19 protein-coding genes, 1 pseudogene and 2 riboswitches are annotated in these 19,713 nt (G+C 70.3%); of the genes and pseudogenes, 5 read left to right on the top strand and 15 right to left on the bottom strand.

Translation table 11 applies throughout. The features are described from left to right. Positions 1–679 precede the first annotated feature (679 nt). Positions 680–2,734: a S9 family peptidase gene (locus DFJ66_RS32930; RefSeq protein WP_121227058.1), complete on the bottom strand. Its 2,055-nt coding sequence runs from the start codon at positions 2,732–2,734 to the stop codon at positions 680–682. Positions 2,735–2,776: 42 nt separating this feature from the next. Between DFJ66_RS32930 and DFJ66_RS32925 the strand changes: the two genes are divergently transcribed. Continuing rightward, a complete protein-coding gene (locus DFJ66_RS32925) occupies positions 2,777–3,217 on the top strand; it encodes a hypothetical protein (RefSeq protein WP_121227056.1) in 441 nt (146 codons plus the stop codon). Here DFJ66_RS32925 and DFJ66_RS32920 read toward each other — a convergent pair. Next, positions 3,201–3,971 (bottom strand): DUF1295 domain-containing protein, encoded by a 771-nt coding sequence (locus tag DFJ66_RS32920; RefSeq protein WP_121227054.1) that lies wholly within the window; start codon positions 3,969–3,971, stop codon positions 3,201–3,203. The genes DFJ66_RS32925 and DFJ66_RS32920 overlap by 17 nt on opposite strands. Continuing rightward, positions 3,968–5,194, bottom strand: coding sequence for an SAM-dependent methyltransferase (locus tag DFJ66_RS32915; RefSeq protein WP_121227052.1), 1,227 nt, complete (start codon positions 5,192–5,194; stop codon positions 3,968–3,970). The genes DFJ66_RS32920 and DFJ66_RS32915 overlap by 4 nt, the downstream gene beginning before the upstream one ends. 130 nt (positions 5,195–5,324) lie before the next feature. On the opposite strand from DFJ66_RS32915, the gene DFJ66_RS32910 reads away from it, so the two are divergent. Continuing rightward, on the top strand, positions 5,325–5,960 hold the full coding sequence (locus tag DFJ66_RS32910; RefSeq protein ID WP_211351394.1) for a hypothetical protein: 636 nt from the start codon (positions 5,325–5,327) through the stop codon (positions 5,958–5,960). 88 nt (positions 5,961–6,048) lie between these two features. Here DFJ66_RS32910 and glyA read toward each other — a convergent pair whose 3' ends face one another. The 8 genes and pseudogenes from glyA to DFJ66_RS32875 all read right to left on the bottom strand — a co-directional run bounded on the left by glyA (position 6,049) and on the right by DFJ66_RS32875 (position 13,198). Further along, on the bottom strand, positions 6,049–7,314 hold the full coding sequence (glyA, locus tag DFJ66_RS32905; RefSeq protein WP_121227050.1) for a serine hydroxymethyltransferase: 1,266 nt from the start codon (positions 7,312–7,314) through the stop codon (positions 6,049–6,051). 14 nt (positions 7,315–7,328) lie between these two features. Then, complete coding sequence (gcvT, locus tag DFJ66_RS32900) at positions 7,329–8,429, bottom strand: glycine cleavage system aminomethyltransferase GcvT (RefSeq protein ID WP_246029990.1); 1,101 nt, start codon at positions 8,427–8,429, stop codon at positions 7,329–7,331. A gap of 105 nt (positions 8,430–8,534) precedes the next feature. Next, a riboswitch (glycine riboswitch) is annotated at positions 8,535–8,638 on the bottom strand. Between the two features lies 1 nt (position 8,639). Then, positions 8,640–8,729, bottom strand: a riboswitch (glycine riboswitch). A gap of 68 nt (positions 8,730–8,797) precedes the next feature. Continuing rightward, positions 8,798–9,100: a DUF3817 domain-containing protein gene (locus tag DFJ66_RS32895; RefSeq protein WP_121227046.1), complete on the bottom strand. Its 303-nt coding sequence runs from the start codon at positions 9,098–9,100 to the stop codon at positions 8,798–8,800. 21 nt (positions 9,101–9,121) lie between these two features. After that, positions 9,122–9,505, bottom strand: coding sequence for a hypothetical protein (locus tag DFJ66_RS32890; RefSeq protein WP_121227044.1), 384 nt, complete (start codon positions 9,503–9,505; stop codon positions 9,122–9,124). 161 nt (positions 9,506–9,666) lie between these two features. Next, entirely contained in the window at positions 9,667–10,155 is a 489-nt protein-coding gene (locus tag DFJ66_RS32885) for a helix-turn-helix transcriptional regulator (protein ID WP_121227042.1), read from the bottom strand. A gap of 191 nt (positions 10,156–10,346) precedes the next feature. Beyond that, on the bottom strand, positions 10,347–10,508 hold the full coding sequence (locus DFJ66_RS43095; protein WP_170199802.1) for a hypothetical protein: 162 nt from the start codon (positions 10,506–10,508) through the stop codon (positions 10,347–10,349). 412 nt (positions 10,509–10,920) lie between these two features. Further along, a pseudogene (locus DFJ66_RS32880) lies at positions 10,921–12,050 on the bottom strand (CaiB/BaiF CoA transferase family protein). Then, positions 12,050–13,198: an acyl-CoA dehydrogenase family protein gene (locus DFJ66_RS32875; protein ID WP_121227040.1), complete on the bottom strand. Its 1,149-nt coding sequence runs from the start codon at positions 13,196–13,198 to the stop codon at positions 12,050–12,052. The pseudogene DFJ66_RS32880 and the gene DFJ66_RS32875 overlap by 1 nt, the downstream one beginning before the upstream one ends. A 105-nt stretch (positions 13,199–13,303) precedes the next feature. Here DFJ66_RS32875 and DFJ66_RS32870 point away from each other — a divergent pair, with 105 nt between their 5' ends. The 3 genes from DFJ66_RS32870 to DFJ66_RS32860 are packed head-to-tail and all read left to right on the top strand — an operon-like array spanning position 13,304 to position 17,080. Continuing rightward, complete coding sequence (locus DFJ66_RS32870; protein ID WP_121227038.1) at positions 13,304–13,759, top strand: GNAT family N-acetyltransferase; 456 nt, start codon at positions 13,304–13,306, stop codon at positions 13,757–13,759. Positions 13,760–13,814: 55 nt separating this feature from the next. Continuing rightward, positions 13,815–15,017: an acetyl-CoA C-acetyltransferase gene (locus tag DFJ66_RS32865; protein WP_121227036.1), complete on the top strand. Its 1,203-nt coding sequence runs from the start codon at positions 13,815–13,817 to the stop codon at positions 15,015–15,017. Continuing rightward, complete coding sequence (locus DFJ66_RS32860; RefSeq protein WP_121227034.1) at positions 15,017–17,080, top strand: 3-hydroxyacyl-CoA dehydrogenase NAD-binding domain-containing protein; 2,064 nt, start codon at positions 15,017–15,019, stop codon at positions 17,078–17,080. Before DFJ66_RS32865 ends, DFJ66_RS32860 begins: the two co-directional genes overlap by 1 nt. Before the next feature lie 714 nt (positions 17,081–17,794). Here DFJ66_RS32860 and DFJ66_RS32855 read toward each other — a convergent pair. From DFJ66_RS32855 to DFJ66_RS32840, 4 genes are read right to left on the bottom strand one after another with little or no spacing between them, the layout of a single operon-like run. Further along, positions 17,795–18,463: a DUF899 domain-containing protein gene (locus DFJ66_RS32855; protein ID WP_121227032.1), complete on the bottom strand. Its 669-nt coding sequence runs from the start codon at positions 18,461–18,463 to the stop codon at positions 17,795–17,797. Beyond that, positions 18,463–18,930, bottom strand: coding sequence for an SRPBCC family protein (locus DFJ66_RS32850; RefSeq protein WP_121227030.1), 468 nt, complete (start codon positions 18,928–18,930; stop codon positions 18,463–18,465). The genes DFJ66_RS32855 and DFJ66_RS32850 overlap by 1 nt, the downstream gene beginning before the upstream one ends. Beyond that, positions 18,927–19,259 carry an ArsR/SmtB family transcription factor gene (locus tag DFJ66_RS32845; RefSeq protein ID WP_121227028.1) on the bottom strand — a complete coding sequence of 111 codons (333 nt, stop codon included), beginning with the start codon at positions 19,257–19,259 and terminating at the stop codon, positions 18,927–18,929. Before DFJ66_RS32845 ends, DFJ66_RS32850 begins: the two co-directional genes overlap by 4 nt. Beyond that, positions 19,249–19,680 carry an SRPBCC domain-containing protein gene (locus DFJ66_RS32840; protein ID WP_121227026.1) on the bottom strand — a complete coding sequence of 144 codons (432 nt, stop codon included), beginning with the start codon at positions 19,678–19,680 and terminating at the stop codon, positions 19,249–19,251. The genes DFJ66_RS32845 and DFJ66_RS32840 overlap by 11 nt, the downstream gene beginning before the upstream one ends. Between the last annotated feature and the right edge of the window lie 33 nt (positions 19,681–19,713).

The raw sequence follows: 19,713 nt of genomic DNA, 5'->3' as shown, positions 1-19,713 counted from the left end.
GTCTTCCGCCGAAGGCGCCACGCCAAGCGCAGCGCCCACGGGAAGGGCCTCGTGCTCTCCCCGTACGGCCTGGGCGCAGCCCAACCACAGATTTCCGGGTTGTGCAAGGGAAATGCGCGACGAAGGAGCTCCTTTCCCTTGCGCAACCCGGGAATCTGTGGTTGCCTCCGGCAGGTCGTACGGGGAGAGCACGACGCCCTTCCCTCCCCGGGGGCCTGCCGCGCGGCGAGCGCTCGCTTTTGATCTTGAGAGCGCTTCAGCGCGTTCAGAAGCCGCGAAGCGCGTCCAAGAGCGCGAAGCGCGTTCGAGCTTGAGAGAGCGGAGCGCGTTGCGTGAGGACCCGCGAAGCGTGGGCTTGAGAGCGAAGCGTAGATCCCAAAGATCAAAAGAGCCTCGCCGGCAGGCAGGCCGCCAAGGATGGACGAAAAAGAAAGGGCGGGGGCTTTTCCGTCATCCCCGTATGGCCTGGCGGAGCCAACCACACTTTTGGGCGGGTGCCGCTGAATTTTTTGCTCGTTCCTCACAAAAAATTCGGCTGCACCCGCCCAAAAGTGCGGTAGCCCTTCGGGCAGGCCATACGGGGATGACGGAAAAGCCCAGGTAGGAGAGTGCCTGCGGCAGCTATGACCAAGGACTTCTTCCTGTGGCAGCTCAGGCCAGGGACTTCTCCCTGTGCAGCTCAGGCCAACGACTTCTTCAGGAAGTCGACCTGAAGCAGCAAGAGGTTCTCCGCCACCTGTTCCTGCGGCGTCATGTGCGTGACTCCCGACAGCGGCAGCACCGTGTGCGGTCGGCCGGCCGCCAACAGTGCCGACGACAAGCGCAAGGTGTGTGCCGCAACGACGTTGTCGTCGGCCAGCCCGTGCACGATCATCAACGGCCGTTCCAGCTTCGGCGCGTCCTCGATCAGCGAGTTGGTGTCGTAGACCTCCGGCTTCTCGTCCGGGTGGCCCAGGTACCGCTCGGTGTAGTGGGTGTCGTAGAGCCGCCAGTCCGTGACCGGAGCGCCCGCGATACCCGCGTGGAAGACGTCCGGCCGCCGCAGAACGGCCAGCGCCGACAGGTAACCGCCGTAGGACCATCCCCGGATCGCCACCCGGCTCAGGTCCAAGTCCTCTTCCTGCGCCGCCACGGCGTGCAGGGCGTCGACCTGGTCCTCCAGCGTGGCACCGGCGAAGTCGAAGGCGATCGAACGCTCCCACTCCGGGCCCCGCCCCGGCGTGCCGCGACCGTCCACCACCAGCACCGCGAAGCCCTGGTCGGCCAGCCACTGCGAAGCGAGGTAAGCGTTCCGCGCGTACAGCACCCGCTGGGCGTGCGGACCGCCGTACGGGTCCAGCAGGACCGGCAGCTTCGTCCCCTTCACGTGGTCGCGCGGGAACAGCAGGGCGGCGCGGAGGTTGCGCTCGCCGACCGTCAGCAGGCGGACTTCCGGGGTCAGCACCGGGGTCTCCGCGTGGGACGGGATCTCGTGGTCGCCGACCCTGACCTTCGCGCCGAAGTGGTCCAAGCCGCTCCACGACAGGACCAGGGTGTCGCCGCCCCGGGCCGCCGCGTGCACGCCGGGTTCGGTGGTCAGGCGTTCGGCACCCTCGGCCGTCACGCGGTAGACGTGGACCTGGGTCGGGTCGTCGGCGGAGGCCGTCACCAGCACGTCCTCGCCCACCTCGACGACCGACCGCACCTGGAGGTCCGGGCCGGTCCAGGACTCGCCACCCACCACCAGCGTGTTGGCGCCGTCCCGGGGCAGCACCTGGACCAGCTTGCCGTCCGGGGTCCACGCGGGCGCGCCCGGCACGATCTCCAGCCACACCGGGTCGGTGTCGTCGGCCACGACCTCGACCGCACCCCCGTCCACCGCCAGGACCCGCACGTGCCGCTGGTCGCGGCTCTGGACCTGGAGCAGGGGACGGCCGTGGGAGGACCAGCTCGCCGTGTTCAGGTACGGGAAGGCCTCGCGGTCCCACTCGACCTCGACGCTGGTGCCGTCGACGCCCAGGACGTGCACCGACACCTCCGCGTTCGGCGTGCCGGCCGCCGGGTAGGCGATCTCGGCGGCCGGGGTGGCGGGGTTGGCCGGGTCGGCGATGTGCCAGCGCAGCACCGGGGCGTTGTCCACCCGGGCCGCCAGCACGTGCTCGCCGTCCGGGGAGAACCAGTAGCCCCGGTAGCGGCCCATCTCCTCCGCCGCCACGAACTCCGCCAAGCCCCACGTCACGTCCGGGCCGTCCGGCGACGCGAGCACGCGGTCCTCGCCCGACTCCAGGTCCACCACGTGCAGCGCGCCGCCCACCACGTACCCGACGCGGCGGCCGGTCGGGTCCAGGCGCGGGTCCAGGACGCTGCCGGGGACGGGCAGTTCGCGCACCGCGCCGCCGGCCAGCTCGACCACGAACAGGCGGCCGGACAGCGCGAACACCGCCTGCCGGAAGTCCGCGTCCGTCGCGTAGGCCACGATGCCCGCCGCCTGCTCGCGGCTGCGCTCGCGGCGCGCCCGCTCCTCCGGCGACAGGTCCTCCGGGTCGGTCAGCAGGTCGTTCGGGTCGACCAGGAGCCGCTCGGTCCCGGTGGCGGTGTCGAACACCCACAGACCGTTCGCGCGGCTCGTGGCCGCCGCGGTGCGCAGGAAGTACACGTGGCTGCCGTCGGGTGCGACGGTGAAGTTCCGCGGAGCGCCAAGGGTGAACCGCTGGGTGCGCGCTTGCTGGCGCGGGAAGGAGGTCTCGTTGCCCACGCCGGACACCCTATTCCGGGCCCGGCGGATAGTCTGCGGGCCATGCGTCTGGTGTGGCTCGCGGTGGCCCTGGTGGTGGCCGGCTGTTCGTCGTCCGACCCGTCGGGCGACCGGTTCCTGCCGGACTCCACGAGCCCGCAGTCGGCGGCCGAGCTGGAGGCCAACGCCGGTGTTCGGCTGCCGTCGGGGACAGTCCTGCTGTCGGCCGCGCGCACGTCGCTCAGCGGCGGCCTGGAGAGCCGGACCATGGCTCAGCTGCGGATGCCCGCGACCGCCGTGCCGCGGTTCCTCGCCGACAGCGGCTTCGGCGAGGCCGTGCCGGACCAGCGGACCGTCACCGACAAGGACTTCCCGGACAGCGGCACCTGGCACCCCGACAAGGCCGCGAAGGTCGCCGGGGTGACCGCGGGCAACCGCAAGGTCATGATCGACCTCGGCCACCCCGACGACGTGACCGTCTACGTGGTCACTTCGCAGCTCTAGGCGGCAGCGGGAAGAACCCGCTGGTGCGCTCGACGTACTCCCGGTAACCGGGCCGTCGCCGCACGATGTCCTTCTCCAGCAACGGCTTCCCGCTCCCCTTGGCCAGCAGCCACGTCATCACGAGCGGGCTGACCACCGACCAGAACCCCTCGGGCAGGGCGAACAGGTACAGCCCCCACCACACGCAGGCGTCGCCGAAGTAGTTGGGGTGCCGCGTGTAGCGCCACAACCCCTGGTCCATCACGCGACCCTGGTTCGCCGGGTCGGCCTTGAACCGCGCCAACTGCCGGTCCCCGACCGCCTCGAACACGAACCCGACCGCCCACACCACGAGACCCAGCACGTCGAACACACTCAAAGCACCATCGCGGTACGCGGCGAACTGCACGGGTAGCGACACCAGCACCATGATCGCCGCCTGCACCAGGTAGACCCGGTACATCTTGGCCACCGGGTTGCCGCGCGCCCGCCGGTACATGTCGACGTACCGCTGGTCCTCGGGCTTCTTCCGGTTGCGCGTGTGGATGTGCCACCCCAGCCGCACACCCCACACCACGGTCAGCACCGTCACGACCACCGCCCGCGCCGACACCCCGGCCAACGCCAATGTCAGCACCGCGACGACCGCGAACCCCGGTCCCCAGAACGAGTCGATGAGGTCGAACCGCTTGCGCCGCACGGCAAGCGCGAACAGCAGCGTCACCAGCACGACGACCGCGACCGCGGCCCACAGGACGTTCCACCCGAAGGTCACGCCGCCACCTCCGCCCGCCGCGCGAGGACCTGGTCCACGCCCATCCGCCCTTCCTCGAACGTCAGCGCGCCACCCGCGAGGTACAGCCGCCACACCCGCGCCTGCCCCTCACCGACCAGTCGCACGGCCTCGTCCCAACACCGTTCCAACGTCTCCGCCCACGCCCGCACGGTCCACACGTAGTGCTCGCGCAGCGCCTGCACACCGCGAACCTCGAACCCGGCCCCCTCGAGGTGCGCCAACGTCCGGCTCAACGGCCGCATGTGCATGTCCGGAGCCACATAGGACTCGATGAACGCGCCCCCGCCGGGAGCGTTGGCACCACGGGACATCTGCTGGAGCAACAAGTGCCCGCCCGGCTTGAGCATCCGGTGCAGCACGCGCGCGTACTCCGGGTAGTTCTCCTCACCGACGTGCTCGCCCATCTCGATGGACGACACCGCGTCGAACGGCTCACCGGACACGTCCCGGTAGTCCTGGAGCCGCACGGTGACCAGGTCCGCGACCCCTTCCTCCACGATCCGCGACTCCACGAAAGCCTTCTGCTGCGCGGAGATCGTCACGCCGGTCGCGTGCACGCCGAAGTGCTTGGCCGCGTGCACCACCATCGAACCCCAGCCGCAGCCCACGTCCAGCAGCCGCATCCCGGGCTCCAGCCCCAGTTTCCGGCACACCAGGTCGAGCTTGGCGTGCTGCGCCTCGGCGACCGTCATGCCGGGCGAGGAGAAGTACGCGCACGAGTACGCCATGCTCGGGTCCAGCACGAGCCGGTAGAACGCGTTGCTCAGGTCGTAGTGGTGGGCGATGGCCCTGCGGTCGCGCGCCTGGGTGTGCCGGCGACCCGACAGCCGAGCCTCCTCGTCGGGTGGCGCCGGGCGCGGGCCGATCACCCCCAGCCGGACCGCCGTGCGGAACGCGCTCAGCAGGTCCGCGGGCTTGGGCTTGCTCAACGCGCCCCGGCGCGCCAGGGCCCAGAACCGGGCCAGGGCGTCGGTCAGGTCGCCCTCGACGTCGAGCTCGCCGGCCACGTACGCGCGAGCCAGGCCCAGCTCGTCGGGGTTCCACAGCAGGCGGCGCAGGGCGCGGCGGTCGCGGATCACGGCGACCGGACCGTCCTGCGGGCCGGCGGTGCTGCCGTCCCACGCGCGCAAGCCCACGGGCGGGCTCGTGCCCAGGACGCGTTCGACGACGTCGGTGAGTCGACCGGCGGTGGTGACGACCACGGACTCCTCCTCGGGGGGCTGGTGTCCGGACGTTCGGCGGCGACCCCTGTCTTGGTTCGGCGCTGAACCGCGGTCGTGACCGGGCCGTAATCGTCGGTGAGCGACCGACGCCACCGAGGAGGAGTTGAGTGTGATCCGACGAAACCGCATCGCCATCGCCGCAGCGGGTGGGATGGCGGCCGTGCTCGCGCTGGTCATGTGGAGTTCGAACGCCGCCGGCCTGCAGGGCACGAACGTCGCGCAGACCGAGCAGGTGGGCGCCGCCGCGCAGGCCGACTACGGGGACGTCCCACCCGCCCCTCCGGCCGTGGAGTCCACCACCGAGACCACCACCGAGGAGGCACCGGCGGGCCAGGCCGCGCCCGCGCCGGCCGGCGTCACGCTGGTGGCCAAGAGCGTGCCGAAGATGGGCGACGTCGTGCAGGACGGCGACGGCCGCACGCTGTACCGGTTCGACAAGGACACGCCGAACCCGCCGAAGTCCAACTGCGAGGGCAAGTGCGCGGAGACCTGGCCGCCGCTGCTGGCCGGCGGCGCGCCCAAGCTCGAGGGCGTGGACCCCGCCCTGGTCGGCACGGTCAAGCGGGCCGACGGGACCGAGCAGGTGACCCTGGCCGGCTGGGCGCTCTACACGTACTCGAAGGACGAGGCCCCGGGCCAGTGGAAGGGCCAGGGCGTGGGCGGCACGTGGTTCGTGGTGCAGCCCAACGGCAAGCGCAACGTGGAGTGCCTGCCGCCCGGCGTCCAGGCTCCCGCCGGTTCCTGAAAACCCCCGACAGCGAACCGACCACCCCCCGAAGAACGTGACCCCCGGCCTGAGGTTGGGCCGGGGGTCACGTTCTGTTCGAGGAGCCTTACAGGTTCGGGTAGAGCGGGTGCTTGGCGGCCAGCACCTCGACGCGCGAGCGCAGCTCCGCCAGGTCGGGCTCCTTGCCCAGCGCGGTGGCGATGATGTCGGCCACCTCCGCGAAGTCCGCCGCGCCGAAGCCGCGGGTGGCCAGGGCGGGCGTGCCGATGCGCAGGCCCGAGGTGACCATCGGCGGGCGCGGGTCGTTCGGGACGGCGTTGCGGTTGACCGTGATGCCGACCTCGTGCAGCCGGTCCTCGGCCTGCTTGCCGTCCAGCTCGGACTCGACCAGGTCCACCAGCACCAGGTGCACGTCCGTGCCGCCGGTCAGCACCTTCACGCCGGCCGCCGCCGCGTCGGGCTGGGACAGGCGCTCGGCCAGGATCTTCGCGCCCTCGACGGTGCGGCGCTGGCGGTCGGCGAACTCCGGCGAGGCCGCGTGCTTGAACGCCACCGCCTTGCCCGCGATGACGTGCTCCAGCGGACCGCCCTGCTGGCCCGGGAACACCGCCGAGTTGATCTTCTTGGCCAGGTCGGCGTCGTTGGTCAGGATGACGCCGCCGCGCGGGCCGCCGAGGGTCTTGTGGGTGGTCGTGGTGACGACGTGCGCGTGCGGCACCGGGCTCGGGTGCAGGCCCGCCGCGACCAGACCGGCGAAGTGGGCCATGTCCACCATCAGGTACGCGCCCACCGAGTCGGCGATCCGGCGGAACTCGGCGAAGTCGAGCTGCCGCGGGTAGGCCGACCAGCCGGCCACGATCAGCTTCGGCTTGTGCTCCTGCGCCAGCGCCTCGACCTCGGCCATGTCCACCCGACCGTCCACATCGGACACGTGGTAGGGCACGACGTTGTAGAGCTTGCCGGAGAAGTTGATCCGCATGCCGTGGGTGAGGTGGCCCCCGTGCGCCAGGTCCAGGCCCAGGATCGTGTCACCGGGCTGGAGCAGCGCGAACATCGCGCACGCGTTGGCCTGCGCGCCCGAGTGCGGCTGCACGTTGGCGAACCCCGCGCCGAACAGCTCCTTGACCCGCGCGATGGCCAGCCGCTCGACCACGTCGACGTTCTCGCAGCCGCCGTAGTAGCGGCGGCCCGGGTAGCCCTCGGCGTACTTGTTGGTCAGCACCGAGCCCTGCGCCTGGAGCACCGACACCGGCGTGAAGTTCTCCGAGGCGATCATCTCCAGGGTGCCCTGCTGCCGGCGCAGCTCGGCCGCGACCGCCTCGGCCACCTCCGGGTCGAACTCCGCGAGGGAGGTGTTGAAGTGCTCGGACATGGTGGGGTTTCTCCCTACGAGTTGCGCTTGTAGAACGGCAGCGCGACGACCTGCACGGGCTCCTGCCTGCCCCGGACGTCGACGGACAGCTTGGTGCCGGGCTCGGCGTGCGCGGGCGGCACGTAGGCCATCGCCACGGAGTAGCCCAGCGTCGGGGACAGCGCGCCGCTGGTGACCTCGCCGATCGGGGTGCCGTCGGCGTCCAGCACGGCGTACCCGTGGCGCGGCGCGCGGCGGGACTCGGTCTTGAGGCCGACCAGCTTGGCCTCGACGCCCGCCTCGGCGACCTTGGCCAGCGGCTCGCGGCCGACGAAGTCACCGGGCTTGTCCAGCTTCACCACGCGGCCCAGGTTGGCGTGGTACGGCGTGCGGGACGTGCTCAGCTCGTTGCCGTACAGCGGCATCCCGGCCTCCAGGCGCAGGGTGTCGCGGCAGCCCAGGCCGGCGGGCTTGAGGTCGTGCGGCTGACCGGCCTCCAGCAGCGCCTGCCACACGTGCGGGGCGTCGGCGGGGTCCAGGAACAGCTCGAAGCCGTCCTCGCCGGTGTAGCCGGTGCGGGCGAGCAGCGCGGGCTTGCCGGCGACCTCGGTCGGGTAGGACGCGTAGTACTTGACCGTGCCCAGGTCGGTCTCGGTCAGGCCTTCGAGGATGGCGACCGCCTTCGGCCCCTGCACGGCCAGCAGCGCGTAGTCCGTGGACTTGTCCTCGACGGTCGTGTCGAAGCCCTCAGCGCGCTCCTGGAGGGCCGCGAAGACCACCGCCGCGTTGGACGCGTTCGCCACGACCAGGTACTCCTGGTCACCGGTCCGGTACACGATCAGGTCATCGACCACGCCGCCGTCGGCCTGGCAGATCATCGTGTAGCGGGCGCGGCCCACGCCGATCGCGCTCGCGTGGCCGACCAGCGCGAAGTCCAGCGCGGCACCCGCCTCCGGGCCGGTCAGGACGATCTCGCCCATGTGGGTCAGGTCGAACAGGCCCGCCGACGTGCGCACGGCGTGGTGCTCGGCCAGCTCGCTGTCGTAGCGCAGCGGCATCCGCCAGCCCGCGAAGTCGGTGAACTGGGCGCCCAGCGCCTCGTGCTCGGCGTGCAGCGGCGTCCGACGGGTTTCCACGGGGTCCTCCCTGAAGGCGGGCACGGCAGGGTCGCCGACCGGGTGGGTCGGCCTGCCGCTACGAAGGATGACACGGTCCATCGAGACTCCTCGTTCGAGTGAGCCTCCCCCTCTGTCATGAGCCTGAGAGCTTCGCCGCGGTCCCGCACGTCGGCGGGGGCGCGGCTTGCACCGTGGGCGAGGCGCCGGGCGCCTGCTTTCCAGAGTTGCCTTCGTCGGGCGGTAGCTGTGCCTGAGAGATTCCGGGGAGGAGTTGCTCCTTCGGCGCCCCGGGACCGGGGACTCTCCCGCGCGACATCGACGGCCGTGTTCAGTTGGTACCGCCAGACGCTAGTTGTGCCTGGTCGGCCCGGTCAACACGGACACGCTCACAGTGCCCGCTCGAGGCGGACGCTCTCCACGACCTTGCGCTCGGCGTAGAAGGACACGAACGGGATCGTGCCCGCGAGCAGCACCAGGGCCGTGCCCTTGAGCGACCAGCGCGCCTTGAGCGCCAGGTCGACCGTGATGACGAGGTAGATCGCGTACAGGAAGCCGTGCACCGGGCCGACGACCTTCATCATGCCGTCGTAGTCGCCCAGGTACTTGACCAGCATCGCGGTCACGAGCAGGAGCAGGCCCACACCGACCACGTAAGCCATGAACCGGAACCGGCCCAACGCACCGCTCATCGCCCTACCGACCGCCTTCGCTCACCGCTGGTCCCGCGCGTTCAGGTCCCGGAGGTAGCGGTTGTAGGCCGCCAGCTCGTCGTCCTCGTCGTCGTGCGCGGGTGTCCTGACGGGCTCCACGGTAACGACCGGCTCGGACGGCGCGGCCACCGGCTCCTGCGCTGTGACCTGCGCCGCGTCCTGGGCCTTGCGCTGGGCGGCCAGTCGACGCATCCGCCACACCATGAAGGCGGGGAAGAGCCCGAACAGGGGCCACTGGAAGACGTACCCGAGGTTCTGGAACGTGCCACCGGCCTCGGAGAACCGCTCCCACTGCCAGTAGGCCAATCCGCAGCACACCACCAGCGAGAGCAAGCACACAACGGCGATCGCCACACGTTTGGGGGTGATGAGACCGCTGCGCACGACTCAAGGGTACTTCGAGCCACCGACAAGGTGACGCTCAGCCGGGATGGGCTCCCCGCACAGGAGCCCGCCCTCCCGGTTCACGCTAGTCCCGACCACGCCGCGCCCTCACCGCGCGACGCACTTGCGCTGCGCCACGCTCGCGCGTGGCGCGCCCGACATCACGCAACGCCGTCCCGGCGCTGCCGCTGCAACCTGGCCACGCACCAGGCCGCCGCACTGCCCCGACGCAGGTGCTGGAGCACCGTCATCGGTCCGAGCCGACGTCCCAGGTCGGCGGGCGTGAGCCCGGCGGCCCGGTAGTCGAGGGCCCGCTGGTCCAACGGGCTGATGCCCGCGTCCCACCACGCCTCCGCCTCGGACAGGTCGCCCACGAGCTGCCAGTAGCTCGCCGCCGCGGCCAGCAGGACCTCGGGCACCTCGGGCGCCCGCTTCCGCATCGCCGCGACGTAGGCCGGGTCCGCGGACTCGACCTTCACCAGGCCGCGCGGCCCGCCGTTCGCCCGCTGGACGGGGATGCCCGGCGCGGACGGCGGGGCCTCGGCCAGCCACTCGTCCTTGATCCGGTTCACCTCGCGCAGCTCGGCGTCGTCCGAGCGCTCGGCCGCCCACTGCCGCAGCAGCTCGTCGACTCCGGAGTCCTCGACCATTCTGCCTCCTCGTCGGTCGAAGATCAGCCAATGCAGCGCACCGTATTAGCGGGTACCGACAACCGCTAGACCCCGGTTTGTCGAAAACCCTGTTACCAGCGCGTTATAGCCCTCATTCCACCCGGACGGTCCAACGGAGGAGGCCGACCGTCACGGATGGTGAGCAGACCAGGGGGACTACGTGAGGTGGACTAGTTGAACAGGCTCCGGACGAACGTGATGATCGACTCGGCGCCCTGGCGCAGCCACCCGAGGGCGGTCTTCACCGCCTCGGCGGACTGGTCGGGCTGGGTGATCAGGAGGAACAGCAGCAGCGCGACGGCCGCCAGCGTGACCACCTTCTTGACGTTCACTGGTGCCTCTCCGTCCGTTCACAGGTGCGCGGCGGCGGGCCGCGCGCCCGCCGGTTCCCCCACATGGTCCCTCATTCACCCGGACGATGAGCCCGGAACCCGCCGTGATCCCACGACCGGGTGTAGAGGGAGGCACGCTGCCACGGGTACGCGGTGACCCACATCACCCGAACGGCCGATCAAGAGCCCCGCGGCGCCCGCCGATGTCCAGGGTGCGGGCCACTCGCCCCCACCCCCCAGGCACGACACCACCGAGGTTCCGCACATCGTCAGCACATCCCGGGCGCACCCCCAGCACATCACTGCGCACATCACCCACTTGCGCGACGCACGCACCGTGTGTCATTAGGCCGAGGTACGGCCGTCCCATTTCCCGGCACCACTCCCGGCGATTTGTCGCACCCTTTTCGCATCAACCCACGACACCGGACCGGCGCAGTTCCGCAATATCGGCCGCACCCAGTCCGAGTGACTCCAGGACCTCGTCCGTGTGGTGCCCCGCCGAGGGCGGCGCGGCGGGCGTCCCGGCCGGGGTGCGGTCGAAGCGCGGCGCCGGACCGGGCTGGGCCAAGCCCCCTACCTCGACGAACGTCCCCGCGCGCGGTTGTGCGGGTGCGCCGGGGCCTCCTCGGGCGCGAGCACGGGCGCCAGGCACGCGTCACTCCCCTGCGCCAGCGCCGCCCATTCGTCCCTCGTCCGGGTGGCCACCGCCTCGGCGATCCGCGCCCGCAGCGCGGGCCACTGGGCCGGGTCGTGCCGGCTCGGCACGTCCGACTCGGTCAACCCCAGCAACACCAGCAGCTCCGCGTAGAACTTCTCCTCCAACGCGCCGACGCTGACGTACTTTCCATCCGCTGTGGCATAAACGTCGTAGAACGGCGCGCCGCCGTCGAGCAGGTTCGTGCCCCGCGGCCCGCCCCACGCCCCGGCGGCCTTCATGCCGTGCAGGAACGTCGTCAGCAGCGCCGCGCCGTCCACCATGGCCGCGTCCACCACCTGCCCCCGCCCGGACCGCTCCCGCTCGTACAGGGCCGCCAGGACGCCCAGCGCGAGCAGCAGCCCGCCGCCGCCGAAGTCGCCGATGACGTTGAGCGGCACGGTCGGCGGCTGGTCGGCCCGCCCGATCGGCTCCAGCGCGCCCGCCAGGGCGATGTAGTTGATGTCGTGGCCCGCGCGGTCGGCCAGCGGCCCGTCCTGGCCCCAGCCGGTCATCCGGCCGTAGACCAGCCGCTGGTTGCGCGCCAGGCACTGGGCCGGCCCGATGCCCAGCCGCTCGGTGACCCCCGGCCGGAAGCCCTCGATCAGGACGTCGGAGCGCTCCACCAGCCTGAGCACCAGCTCCGCGCCCTCCGGCCGCCGGATGTCCACGCCGATGGACCGCCGCCCGCGCCCGAGCACGTCCCCGGGCACCTCCAGCCCGCCGGACACCCGGTCCACGCGGACGACGTCCGCGCCCAGGTCCGCGAGCACCATGCAGCCGAACGGCGCGGGCGCGAGCCCGGCCAGCTCGACGACCTTCAACCCCGCCAGCGGCCCGCCCACTAGAGCGACCTCGCGATGATTTCCTTCATGATCTCGTTCGTCCCACCGTAGATCTTCTGCACGCGGGCGTCCGCCCAGGCGCGGGCGATGGGGTACTCGGTCATGTAGCCGTACCCGCCGAACAGCTGCACGCACTCGTCCACGACCCGGCACAGCCGCTCGGTGGACCACCACTTGGCCATCGCCGCCGTGGGCACGTCGAGCTTGCCCTCCAGGTGCGCCTCGATGCACTCGTCCACGAAAGCCCTGGTCACGCGGGCCTCGGTGGCGCACTCGGCGAGGGTGAACCGGGTGTTCTGGAACTTGATGAGCTCCCGGCCGAACGCCGTGCGGTCCTTGACGTAGTCCACGGTGAGGTCCACGGCGGCCTCGATGCCCGCGATGGACGCCACGGCGATGATCAGCCGTTCCTGCGGGAGCTGCTGCATGAGCTGGATGAAGCCCTGCCCCTCCGACGAGCCCAGCAGGTTGTCGGCGGGCACGCGGACGTCGTCGAAGAACAGCTCGGCGGTGTCCTGGCCCTTCAGCCCGATCTTGTCCAGCACCCGGCCGCGCCGGAACCCGGGCGTCTCGGCGGTCTCGACGACCAGCAGGGAGATGCCGGTCGCACCCTGGCTGGGGTCGGTCTTGGCGACCACGATGACCAGGTCGCACTGGGCGCCGTTGGTGATGAAGGTCTTCGAGCCGCTGATGACGTACTCGTCGCCGTGCCGGGTGGCCCGCGTCTTGATGTTCTGCAGGTCCGACCCGCCGCCGGGCTCGGTCATCGCGATCGCGCCCACGGACTCGCCGCTGGCCAGCTTGGGCAGCCAGCGGTGCTTCTGCTCCTCGGTGCCGTAGGCGTTGATGTAGTGGGCCACGATGCCGCTGTGCACGCTGTTGCCCCACGCGCTGTCCCCCGCGCGGGCCTGCTCCTCCAGCAGCACGGCCTCGTGCGCGAAAGTGCCGCCGCCACCGCCGTACTCCTCCGGGATGGACAGGCACAGCAGGCCCAGTTCGCCCGCCTTGGTCCAGAACTCCCGGTCCACGTGCTTCTGCGCGGCCCAGCGCTCGTGGTTCGGGACCGATTCCTTCTCGAAGAACGTCCTGGCGAGCTGGCGCAACTGGTCCAGGTCGTCCGTCATCCACGGTGAACGGCGAGTAGGCATGCCTCGACGGTCCCACCGCCGGCCGCCACCCGCCATGACCGCCGCACCCACAGTCGCGCGGAGATCGTGAGCGCAAATGTCAGGGTCGTGCGCAACACTGCGGTCATGAAGCTCCGCAGGCTGTCCCCGGGGGACTGGGCCACCTGGCGCGACTTGCGGCTCACCGCGCTGGCCAGCGACCCGCAGGCGTTCGGCTCGACCCTGTCCCGGGAGCGGGACTACGACGAGGACCGGTGGCGCGAGCTGCTGCACCCGAAGTGGGGTGTGAAAGTGGTGGCCGAAGCACCGGATCCCGTGGGACTCGTGGCCGGGGTGCCCCACGAGGACCACGACGATGTGCTCTACCTGTACTCCATGTGGGTGAAACCGTCGTTCCGGAAGAGGGGCGTCGGCGAGGCCCTGGTGCGGGACGTGGTGGCCTGGGCGCGGGAGCACGGGTGGCGGCGCGTGCAGCTGCGCGTCTTCCGCGGCAACCACGCCGCCCGGCGGCTCTACGAGCGGCTCGGGTTCTCCGGCGACGGGTCCGGCGACAGCGAGGTGATGCAGCTCGCCGTGAGCTAATAAGTCACCTCGTGCGGTCATGGGCTTGGGCGTCCCCGCTGCCTACCGTGGGAGCATGAGCGAAGCCTTGATCTTCGACGCGGTGCGCACACCGCGTGGCAGGGGAAAGCGCGGTTCGCTGCACAGCGTCAAGCCGATCACCCTGGCCTCCGGGGTGCTCGACGCGCTGGCGCGGCGCAACGACCTGGACACGTCGGCGGTCGACGACGTCGTGCTCGGGGTCGTGTCGCCGGTCGGTGAGCAGGGCTCGGACATCGCCCGGACCGCCGTGCTGGCGGCCGGGTGGGACCTGCGCCCGGCGGGTGTGCAGCTCAACCGCTTCTGCGCGTCCGGCCTGGAGGCGGTGAACCTGGCCGCGGCGAAGGTCGCGTCCGGGTTCGAGGACCTCGTGGTCGCGGGCGGCGTGGAGTCGATGTCGCGCGTGCCGATGGGTTCGGACGGCGGCGCGTGGGCGGCCGACCCGGAGACCAACCTGCGCACGAGCTTCGTGCCGCAGGGCATCAGCGCGGACCTGATCGCCACCCTGGAGGGCTTCAGCCGCGAGGACGTGGACGCGTGGGCGCTGCGCTCCCACCAGCGGGCGACCCTGGCGCGGGACAAGGGCTACTTCGAGAAGTCCCTGGTCCCGGTCGTGGACCAGAACGGGACGGTCGTCCTGGACTACGACGAGGCCATCCGCCCGGAGACCACGCTGGAGGGCCTCGCCGGCCTGAAGCCGTCCTTCCAGTTCCACGGCGACCTGGGCTTCGACGCCGTGGCCATCGACCGCTACCCGACCGTCGAGCGCATCGACCACGTCCACACGCCCGGCAACTCGTCGCAGATCGTGGACGGCGCGGCGGCCATGCTCATCGGCAACGAGCGGGCGGGGCGCGAGCTGGGCCTGACCCCGCGCGCCCGGATCGTGTCGGTGGCCGTGGTCGGCAGCGAACCGACGATCATGCTCACCGGCCCGGCCCCGGCGGCGCGCAAGGCGCTGGAGAAGGCGCGGCTGTCGGTGGAGGACATCGACCTGTTCGAGATCAACGAGGCGTTCTCGTCGGTGGTGCTGAAGTTCCAGCGCGAGCTGGACCTGCCCGACGACAAGGTCAACGTCAACGGCGGCGCGATCGCCATGGGCCACCCGCTGGGCGCGACCGGCTGCATGATCCTGGGCACCCTGCTCGACGAGCTGGAGCGCCGGGACCTGCGCCGGGGCCTGGCCACGCTGTGCGTGGGCGGCGGCATGGGCATCGCGACGATCATCGAGAGGATCTGATGGCCATCCACTTCGAGCGCGACGACGAGGGCATCGTCACGCTGACCATGGACATGTCCGGCTCGGCGAACGTCATGAACGCCGAGTACCACCAGGCGATGGGCGAGGCCGTCGCCCAGGTCGAGGCGGTTCGCGACGAGATCGCCGGCGTGGTGCTGACGTCGGCCAAGAAGACCTTCTTCGCCGGCGGCGACCTGAACCTCCTGGTGCAGGTCACGCCGGAGAACGCCCCTGAGGCGCTGGGCTTCCTGGAGGACATGAAGGGTCAGCTGCGCCGGTTGGAGAAGCTGGGCAAGCCGGTCGTGGCGGCCATCAACGGCAGCGCGCTGGGCGGCGGGTTCGAGATCGCGTTGGCCTGCCACCACCGGGTCGTGCTGGACGACGACCGCATCAAGCTCGGCCTGCCCGAGGCGACGCTGGGCCTGCTGCCCGGTGGCGGTGGCGTCACGCGGATGGTGCGCTTGCTGGGCGTGCAGCCGGCGTTGCCGTTGCTGATGGAGGGCAAGCAGTTGCGCCCGCAGCGGGCGTTGCAGGCCGGGATCGTGCACGCGCTGGCGTCCTCGAGGGAGGACCTGATCGCCCAGGCGCGGGCGTGGATCAAGGCCAACCCGTCCCCCGTCCAGCCGTGGGACCAGCCTGGGTACACCGTGCCGGACGTGAAGTTCGGCGACCCCAACGTGTACAGCCTGCTGGCGGCGGCCCCGGCCGTGCTGCGCAAGAAGACCCATGGCGTGTACCCGGCGCCGGAGAAGATCCTGGCGGCGGCCGTCGAGGGTGCTTTGGTCGACTTCGACACGGCGTTGAAGATCGAGGGCCGGTACTTCGTGGAGCTGGTCACCGGGCAGGTGGCCAAGAACATGATCGGGACTTTCTGGTTCCAGCTCAACGAGATCGGCGCCGGCGGGTCCCGTCCGTCCGGTGTGGACGCTTCGAAGGTGACCAAGGTCGGCGTGCTGGGCGCGGGCATGATGGGCGCCGGGATCGCCGAGGTGTCGGCCAAGGCCGGTATCGAGGTGGTGCTGAAGGACGTCACCCTGGAGGCCGCCACCCGTGGTGCGGCGGGCAACCCCGGCATCACACCGACCGACTCCGACGACGACCTGGCCGGGTGCGACCTCATCATCGAGGCCGTCTTCGAGAACCGCGAACTGAAGAACAAGGTGCTGCCGGCAGCCGAGGCGGCGGCCCTGCCGGACGCGGTGATCGCGTCCAACACGTCCACGCTGCCGATCACCGGCTTGGCCGGGGCGGTGAAGGACCCGACGAAGTTCATCGGCCTGCACTTCTTCTCACCCGTGCCGAAGATGCGACTGGTGGAGATCATCGTCGGCGAGCAGACGTCCGACGAGACGCTGGCGCGGGCGTTCGACTACGTGCTGCAGATCGGGAAGACGCCGATCGTGGTCAACGACAGCCGGGGCTTCTACACGTCCCGGACGTTCGGCACGTACGTCACCGAGGCCGTGTCGATGGTGGCCGAGGGCGTGCAACCGGCGCTGATCGAGAACGTGGCCAAGCGGTCGGGCATGGCCGTCGGGCCACTGGCGGTGTCCGACGAGGTGACCCTGACCCTGCAACTGAAGATCCGCGACCAGACGCTGGCCGACGACGCGGCCGGCGCCGGCATCCTGGGCGACCACCCGGCGTTCAAGGTGCTGGAGGAACTGGTCGCCGAGGGACGCACCGGGAAGTCGGGAGGTGCGGGGTTCTACGAGTACCCGGAGGGCGGCAAGAAGTACCTGTGGCCGGGCCTGGCGCGCTACGGGCGCGCGGACGCGGGGGTGACCGAGCAGGACGTCGAGGACCGGTTGCTGTTCATCCAGTCCTTGGAGACCGTGCGGTGCCTGGACGAGGGCGTGCTGCGGTCGGTGGGCGACGCGAACGTGGGCAGCGTGTTCGGGTTCGGGTTCGCCCCGTGGAGCGGGGGGACGCTGCAGTTCATCAACTCGTACGGGCTGAGCGAGTTCGTGGAACGGGCGGACTACCTGGCGGACACGTACGGCGAGCGCTTCCGTCCCACGGCGTCGTTGCGCGAGCGGGCCGCCAAGGGCGAGAAGTTCTGAGCTGACCTTCGCCTGGCACGGCTCCCCGTCGTGCCAGGCGAAGACCTTTCCACGCGCCGCGCGTGCTTTCCGCTTTTCGGCGCGCGCAGCGCGCTTTGTGTGGTGGTCTCAACCACAGGTGGAGGGCCTCGGTTCCCCCGCCGTATGGCCTGCCCGAAGGGCTACCACATTTTCCAGGGGTTGCAGCCGAAAGTTTTGCGAGGAACGAGCAAAAGTTTTAGCGGCAACCCCTGGAAAATGTGGTTGGCTCCGCCAGGCCATACGGCGGGGGAACCGACGCCCTTCACCCCCCGCTGGCGGCCTGCCGCGCGGCGAGCGCCGCTTGTGATCTTGAGAGCGCGCAGCGCGTTCAGCTTGAGAGCGAAGCGTTCCGGTTCAAAGATTAAAAGCGCCTCGCCGGCGGGCAGGCCACCAAAGATGACTCAACTGCAACGGCGGGGGCTTCTTGCTTTTGTCATCTCCGTATGGCCTGGCGGAGCCTACCACAGATTTCCCCGGGTGCCGCTAAAACTTTTTGCTCGTTCCTCGCAAAAACTTTCGGCTGCACCCGGGGAAATCTGTGGTAGCCCTTCGGGCAGGCCATACGGAGATGACAAAAGCAAGAAGCCCAAGTTGGGTTGTGTCCCCTCCGGTGGACTGCCACCCGGCAAAGCGGGTGGACTGCCGCTCGGCAAAGGGGTGGACTGGCGACTTGCCGAGGACTGCTGGTGTGGGTCAGGTGGTGGGCTCGTCGTGCCAGGTCCACCACTGGTACGGCGGGGTTTGGGGGTAGCCCTCCGGGGAGTCTTCCCAGGTCTCTTGGCGGCCGAGGGCGGTGATGTCGAGGTAGGACCAGGTGCCGCCCATCGACTCGTCACCTCGGTTGTTGATGAAGTACGTCCGGTAGACCTGGTCGCCCTCCCGGATGAAGGCGTTGGTGCCGTGCCATTCGTTGACGCCGAAGTCGGTGTCGAAGTCGTCGGTGATGGTGTGCCACGGGATCAGGGACCAGCCCATCCTGGCCTTGATGCGCTCCAACTCCGGCTGGGTTCCCCTCGAGACGAAGGCCAGGGTGGTGTCGCGGTTGTGCAGGTGGGACGGGTGGGCTACTTGGTCTGCCACCATCGAGCAGCCCTTGCAGCCGTGGTCGGGCCAGCCGTGTACGCCTGGGTCCATGAAGGCTCGGTAGACGATGAGTTGGCGGCGGCCCTCGAAGAGGTCCAGGAGGGATTTGGGGCCTGACGCCGTGTCGAAGGTGTACGGCTTGGTCACTTCCAGCCAGGGCATTCGGCGGCGTTCGGCGGCTAGCGCGTCCTTGGCGCGGGTCAGTTCCTTTTCCTTGACCAGCAAGGCTTGGCGGTGGGCTTCCCACTCTTGCGCGGTGACGATCGGCGGCGTCTTCATCAGACGCTCGCCAACGGCGGGACGTGGTTGGTTTCGCCGGTGTTGGGGTTGCCCTGGCCGGTGGTGATGAGGTTGTGCAGGCTGGTGCCGATGTAGAAGCGCCATGCGTTGTCGCAGACCGTGTAGCACTCGTGGGCCGGGAGCAGGCCGTGGTGGGTGAAGGTGAGGCGTGTGCCTTCCGGGGTTTCGGTGATGTCGAACGTGATGGTCGTGCCGGCCCACTCCGTCTGGTCCTCGGTGAAGGCGAAGTGGTTCTCCAGCACCTGCCACGAGATCGTGCGAGGGGTGAGCTCGGTGATCCTTATGCGGCAGCGGTGGAGGGCTTGGTAGTGGTAGGTGAATTCGGCACCTGGTTCGTCGGTGGGGCCTTCCACGTCCTGGGACCACCAGCCGCAGACGTTGGTGACGGCGTTGAAGACTTCTGCGGGGGTTTGGGCGACCGTGTAGGCCGTGGTGAAGCTGCTCATTGGTTCTCCAAGTGGTTCTTGAGGGCGGCCAAGGGGCCGTCCCAGTCACGTGCCAGGGCGGCCAGGAACTGTTGGGCCACTTGCATTGGCGCGGAGTCCAGGCGGTAGCGGACGCGGCGGCGTTCGCCGGGTTCGGGGGTGACCAAGCCCGTTTCGGCCAGCAGGGCCAGGTGTTTGGCGATCGCTTGTCTGGTGATGGGCAGGCGGTCGGCCAGGTCGGTGGCGGTGGCGGGGCCGCCCGAGGCCAGGGCGGCCAGGATGGACCGCCGGGTCGGGTCGGCCAGGGCGGTGAAGACCTGTTCGGCGACCGCCTCCGCGTCAGGCCGCATCGAGCAGGTCGACGAGCTGGCCCAGCTCGCTCTTCCAGCCCTGGCTGTGGGCGTCGTAGGCCTTGCCGTGGCAGTTCTCGGGCAGCTGCGCGAAACCGGACTCGACCACGGTCAGGCGGGTGCCGGACGCCGTGGGTTCGAGCGTGAACTCGACGTACGTGCGGCGCGGGTCGTCCTCGGGCATGCCGTACATGCGCCAGGTGAACCCGAACACCGAGGGCTCCTCGACGCGCTCCACCCGCATCTCGACCGAGTCGCCGCTGTCCCACGACATCGTGGCCTCGCCGCCGGGCCGCAGGTCGATGCTCGCCCGCTCGCCGAACCAGGACGCCAGGCCTTCCGCCGTGGTGAGCGCCGCCCAGACCCGGGCGGGCGGTTGCGCGACCTCGACGGTGCGCTCGATGCGGTCGGGGAAACCCATGACTGCCTCCACACGTGTTGCAACCGGACGGTT

It is taken from the genome of Saccharothrix variisporea (genome assembly GCF_003634995.1).
Lineage (GTDB): Bacteria > Actinomycetota > Actinomycetes > Mycobacteriales > Pseudonocardiaceae > Actinosynnema > Actinosynnema variisporeum.
This window is presented reverse-complemented; position numbering and strand designations above follow the sequence as displayed.

Bases quoted from the DNA above. Each gene is read 5' to 3' on its own strand.
- DFJ66_RS32840 (WP_121227026.1), bottom strand. From the start codon at position 19,680: ATGGGTTTCCCCGACCGCATCGAGCGCACCGTCGAGGTCGCGCAACCG.
- DFJ66_RS32870 (WP_121227038.1), top strand. From the start codon at position 13,304: ATGAAGCTCCGCAGGCTGTCCCCGGGGGACTGGGCCACCTGGCGCGAC.
- DFJ66_RS32860 (WP_121227034.1), top strand. From the start codon at position 15,017: ATGGCCATCCACTTCGAGCGCGACGACGAGGGCATCGTCACGCTGACC.
- DFJ66_RS32855 (WP_121227032.1), bottom strand. From the start codon at position 18,463: ATGAAGACGCCGCCGATCGTCACCGCGCAAGAGTGGGAAGCCCACCGC.
- DFJ66_RS32925 (WP_121227056.1), top strand. From the start codon at position 2,777: ATGCGTCTGGTGTGGCTCGCGGTGGCCCTGGTGGTGGCCGGCTGTTCG.
- DFJ66_RS32895 (WP_121227046.1), bottom strand. From the start codon at position 9,100: ATGAGCGGTGCGTTGGGCCGGTTCCGGTTCATGGCTTACGTGGTCGGT.
- DFJ66_RS32875 (WP_121227040.1), bottom strand. From the start codon at position 13,198: ATGCCTACTCGCCGTTCACCGTGGATGACGGACGACCTGGACCAGTTG.
- DFJ66_RS32845 (WP_121227028.1), bottom strand. From the start codon at position 19,259: ATGCGGCCTGACGCGGAGGCGGTCGCCGAACAGGTCTTCACCGCCCTG.
- DFJ66_RS32885 (WP_121227042.1), bottom strand. From the start codon at position 10,155: ATGGTCGAGGACTCCGGAGTCGACGAGCTGCTGCGGCAGTGGGCGGCC.
- glyA (WP_121227050.1), bottom strand. From the start codon at position 7,314: ATGTCCGAGCACTTCAACACCTCCCTCGCGGAGTTCGACCCGGAGGTG.
- DFJ66_RS32865 (WP_121227036.1), top strand. From the start codon at position 13,815: ATGAGCGAAGCCTTGATCTTCGACGCGGTGCGCACACCGCGTGGCAGG.
- DFJ66_RS32850 (WP_121227030.1), bottom strand. From the start codon at position 18,930: ATGAGCAGCTTCACCACGGCCTACACGGTCGCCCAAACCCCCGCAGAA.